Genomic DNA, 4712 nt, shown 5'->3' on the forward strand with positions numbered 1-4712 from the left:
CCACTGGCAACCGGTCGACAACACATACATCAGCCCATTGACCACCTCGCGCAGCTTCACGCTCCGCTTGCCGCCGCCTGGCCTGCCGGGCGGGATCAGCGGTTCGATCAGCGCCCATTCCTCATCGGTCAGATCGCTCGGATAACGCAGATGATCACGGTTGTAGCGAGCCCGGTTCTCGGCGGTCCACATCGGCGCATTCCTTCTCGAATCATGCCGAACAAGGAATCACAACCGATCCAAAACCAGAAACTCAAAATCCGACAACCGATTCTGCCCGCTCACAAAGTCCCCGGACGGACACTCAGTCGTTGCCGTCCGCGCCGGCCACATGGGACGGGAAGTCCGTGACGTGTCCGCCAAAAGTAAATTACAGCCCGCGAAACGTTGCCCAACGAACGCGCCAAGGTGCCGTTGTCGATCAACGGTGTTGCCGGGAGATAGATCGTCGCCGGCAATCGCGGTCCAATCGGAAAGGCCGTCACGCCGTCAATTCCGCCCATACCGTTTCAGGATGTTTTCCGACACGGCCAGCGAGATACGTGACCACGCTTTGCAAAGCGCCGGACGCGAGGTCGATACGTTCACCCCTTTGGCGGAAAAAATGCAGGCTAGCTTCGGCGGACGCGCGAGCCGCTTTTTGGTCGATACCCACGGCCAAAGGGTTTTCAAGGGACGGTTTGCGCCCGTAATTCGCGCTTAAACCGGTGTGGGCCAAACGCGCTTGGATACGGTGTTCGTCGCGGATCAAGGCGACGTGTTCGGCGGAAAAGCCCATACGGTCTACATCGCCGTGCCGGAACAGCGCGCTGCTTGACGCATAGTCCAGGTCAACCGTAGCGGCCATTCGTTCCGGCAAAGCCAGCGATCGCAGGCTTGCGACAAATGCGGCCTCGCGGACGGGATCAAAACGTTCGACCGGCGAAAGCGAACGGGCGTCCGCTTCCTGATAGGCCCGCGTTTCGCCTAAAAGATCGCCGTGAACGTTTTTGAACGTCAGCTTAAAGGCGTCAACTACCCTCGCGTTCTCCGTTGGTAACGCTTCTTCGCGGAACGTGGCGCTATTGCGCTCAAAGCCGGCTTCAACTTGGTCAAGTCCCTCCAAAAGTTTCGTTATAGCCGGCGCGGTTTCGCCGGTTTGTATTTCCTTCGGCACAAAGGCCGATCCGCTCTCGCCGGGATAAAGCACACCTCGCTCAGTGTTCTGTCGCATGAGAATTCTCCTTTTGTCAACTCATGCGAGCTACCCAACTGATTTGTCAAGTAGAGTCTTACATATTCCAAAATAAAATTTGATGTACGGAAACATTTACGCATTCATTGTTACCAATCGCGATAGCTATATTTATTCAATACGTGATAAGCGCTTTGATTTGCAATCGCGATGGTATCTTTGTTCGCTTCCGTGAAGCCGGCCATCCCGTTCACAGGGGCAGCGCCGGCATGAGTTCGGACATAATGGACATAATAGACATGACTTCTAAAAGGGCTGGAAAAACGATAAATTGTAGCAATACGTAGCACGTTAAATTGCGATAATCGCTAAATTATAATACTACTGAATGCTACAATTTTGAAAATTTTCCTGTCTCTCTAGAGTTTGTGTCTATTATGTCCATTATGTCCGGGCCGATTTAGAGCAATTTAAATTTGGCCTTGGCGTCGGCAATTGCTGCGGCGATGGATTGGAGTGAAAAGCGCTCCAAATCGTCCGGTGACAGTTGGCCGCGAACGATCAAGACCGTTCTCTTTACCCCAGCGATCATCGGGCGTCTGTTGATGGCGGTTTTCATGCCGGCGCGCTCGATTACGTGCCCTATGGCGCGGCGCGACAAGCCGGCAGCGTCGTCGCCGAGGAAGTCGCGCAGATCGTCAGTGGTGGCAAGATCAGCCGGCCATGTGGCTGCAAACTGGCGTGCTGCGGCGTCGGCGGGGCTTTCCATCTTCGCGAGCGCTTTCGCCTTCGCGGCGTTCATGGGCGCACGATCGCCCGGCTTGAACGTCGATAGGTCCAGCGTCGCAAGGTAATGCTGCACACTGCCGATAAAGTCGGGTTGTCTATGATCCCGTGAAGGTACTCAAACCATGCGTCTTGTGCGGGCACGGTTGGGTTTTCGATCACGATCACACGGCGGTCATCGTTATCGAACGGCAACGCGTCCAGATGATTGGAGAAAAGCAGCCAACGGCAGCAATTGCGCTCGACATGTTGCCGGCCAAATTTAGGGTTGATATGGCGCACTTCCTCAACAACGGCGCTCTTAAAGTTCTCTTGTTGCTGCCAACGCTGTGAACCGCCTTCGCGAATTTCATCAACGGTTGCGAGCAATTTACCCGCAAGACGCCCGTTAAAGGATTTGTCGAGCAGCATCCCAACATCGGCGTTGGCGGCGACATATCCGCGAAGGACTTCTGTAAGGATGCTGGCAAAAGTCCCGCGACCGATGCCGGTTCGCGTGGCGATCATCAAATAGCACGTGTGCGGCAACTCTCCCGGTCGTTGCAGGATGTGAGCGAGCCATTGCAGGAAGCGTGTTCGCTCGCTTTCGATCGGCACGAGATAGGCGACATGATCGATAAACGGTTTCGCCCAATCCTGCCAATTCGGCGGCGCGGCAAGCAATCGCGGCGGTATCCATAAATTATAAGCACGTTGGCCCGCGCCGGTCATTTCGAGCGCGTGGGATATTTCGGGGCGTTCCGGTTGCCACGTCAAAACGTCAACGCTGGTGCGGCTGGCGTCGCGACGCCACAACTCTAGCGTCTGATGGCGTTTCATTACCGGGTTGCCGTCCTTATCCAGCTTCCCGGTGTCGAGTTCGGTCACACTGGCGGCGTATTCGCTCGCGGCATCTTCCTTGCTGCGGATCGTCTTTGACGGGCGATGGACGATTTGCGAGCCAAAACCGACATGCACAAGATCGCGGCGCATATCGTCCAGCGTCATAAACGTTGGCAATGGCGGCGTTGGAAGATCATCGCCAATTACGATATCAGCGGCCAAGCGTTGTTCGCGACGCCATTTACTGTCCAGATATTTGCGGTTCGGATCGGCGATCGCAGCGGCGATGGTTCGGGCGCGGTAATCCCCACGCTTCTGCCACTTGTCACGTTGGCACAGCGGCGCGCGCGACATGAGCCGTTCCATGCGAGCCGGGTTGCAGCCGGTAAAAAATGCGGCAGCGTGAGAGAGTGCTTGTTCTGCGGCGCTGTTATCGAACGGACGTTTGCCGCTGTCATCGGGAAAAAACTTCCCCAACTCTACCGCGTCGCCATTCCAAAGCGCCGTTATTGGTGGCGCGACGCCTAACGCTGCTAAGCCGCCTTTGCTTGCGAGCATCTTGCGTATCAGTTCGTCATCGTCAGCCGGTCCCAGCATAGTCGGGGCGTGCTTCGTCGGTCCATTCGATCACACCGGGGCGCGGGCTGGCACGATCGGGCAACCATGCGGCAAGCGCGGCAGTGTGATCGGTCGTAAGGTCGAGCCGAGACCAATCGCATTTGCCGAACGCAACAAAGCGGCCTTCCGTGTAGAATTCGACGCGGTTGCCGCTCGCGTCGGTCCACTTGCGAGCTTTGTTCGCCAAAGTGGCCTTGTCGCTCACAAGGGCGATGCCGTGAAGCCCGTTGCCGCTTTGGCTGGTCTCCCACGCCGCGCCCGGAAAGAAAGCCTGTACGACGGTCTTTGCGAACGCCGTCCAATCTCCCGTTACGGGATCGCGGCAATCGTCAAGATCGATAAAGGCGAATGGATCGGCGGCGGCAAATACGAAGCCGATGCCTTCGTACTGTCCGGTCGCGAACGTGCGGCACGCGGTGTCAAAATCTGTCCAGGTACTCGCGTCGGTCGCGCTTGCCGGATAGCCCGTTGCGGGATTAACCGGCAGCTTGGCCGGTTTCGGTTCGCCGGGGCGCTGCACGAGTCGCCAAACGACAAATTGCGGAAAGGCTTTGAGCGCGTCGGGCACGACTGTCCCGTTGCGGCGCGGGGCCGGCTACTGTACACTATCGGGCATCTGACTTTCCTTCGCCCGGCATCGCCTCGCACGCGTGTCGGGCTTTGTTTTGTGGGGTAGGATGGCGGGATAATTTTCCGCCACTAAACGGACATAAATAAAATCAGATGCTTATCGGCAATTTTGCATCGGCATAGGCGGATGAACCCTCCGCCATTACGGCAAAGCGGCTTCCCAAGCCTCGATATCAGCCACACGCCAGCGGGTGCAGCCGGCAGACAGGCGGACAGGTTTCGGGAACGCCGGTTCGGCACGAGAGCGACGCCAAATTGTGATCCGATGGACGCCTATGCGTTCGGCAAATTGAAGGTCGGACAGAAAGCGGGCGTTGGCGGTCGCGATCTTCGCCGGCCTCGAACTGGTCAATACGGCTTGCTGCATGGCATCCTCTTGCGACGGATTGATTAGGATGCCGCCGAATTTACGCACGAAACTACGGCGTGCAACAACAATCACTGCCAAAAAACTCGGCTAGTTTTTTGGCAGATTACCCCAATCCGCCAGCCGCCAATTGGGGAGACCTAGGCCTCGTGGACAAAGGGTAACCAAAGCTTGACTGCTGCGATGGTGACGAAGCCGAGGTAAGACTCCTTTGTCTTGTCGTATCTGGTGGCGACGCGGCGCCAGTTCTTGAGCTTGTTGAACAGCCGCTCGATCAGGTTTCGCCACTTGTATTTCTCGGCATCGTGTGGCGCG

General features: G+C 56.9%; 6 protein-coding genes and 1 pseudogene. All 7 read right to left on the bottom strand.

The features are described from left to right. Positions 1-192, bottom strand: a 192-nt coding sequence (locus ACH196_RS37695; RefSeq protein WP_396647233.1) for a transposase, incomplete at its 3' end; no start/stop codon positions are given. Positions 193-481: 289 nt separating this feature from the next. Beyond that, a complete protein-coding gene (locus tag ACH196_RS37700; protein WP_396651927.1) occupies positions 482-1213 on the bottom strand; it encodes a hypothetical protein in 732 nt (243 codons plus the stop codon). Positions 1214-1634: 421 nt separating this feature from the next. After that, positions 1635-1976, bottom strand: coding sequence for a hypothetical protein (locus tag ACH196_RS37705; RefSeq protein ID WP_396651928.1), 342 nt, complete (start codon positions 1974-1976; stop codon positions 1635-1637). Continuing rightward, the gene (locus ACH196_RS37710; RefSeq protein ID WP_396651929.1) at positions 1973-3340 is read right to left on the bottom strand and encodes a primase-helicase family protein; all 1368 of its coding nucleotides are present in this window, start codon (positions 3338-3340) and stop codon (positions 1973-1975) included. Before ACH196_RS37710 ends, ACH196_RS37705 begins: the two co-directional genes overlap by 4 nt. Before the next feature lie 22 nt (positions 3341-3362). Continuing rightward, on the bottom strand, positions 3363-3968 hold the full coding sequence (locus ACH196_RS37715) for a hypothetical protein (protein WP_396651930.1): 606 nt from the start codon (positions 3966-3968) through the stop codon (positions 3363-3365). 204 nt (positions 3969-4172) lie between these two features. Then, entirely contained in the window at positions 4173-4478 is a 306-nt protein-coding gene (locus tag ACH196_RS37720) for a helix-turn-helix transcriptional regulator (protein ID WP_396651931.1), read from the bottom strand. Positions 4479-4537: 59 nt separating this feature from the next. Continuing rightward, positions 4538-4712 (bottom strand): annotated as a pseudogene (locus tag ACH196_RS37725) (IS5/IS1182 family transposase); the annotation flags it as partial.

The organism is Mesorhizobium sp. IMUNJ 23232 (genome assembly GCF_044326205.1).
In the GTDB taxonomy this organism is placed as follows: domain Bacteria; phylum Pseudomonadota; class Alphaproteobacteria; order Rhizobiales; family Rhizobiaceae; genus Kumtagia.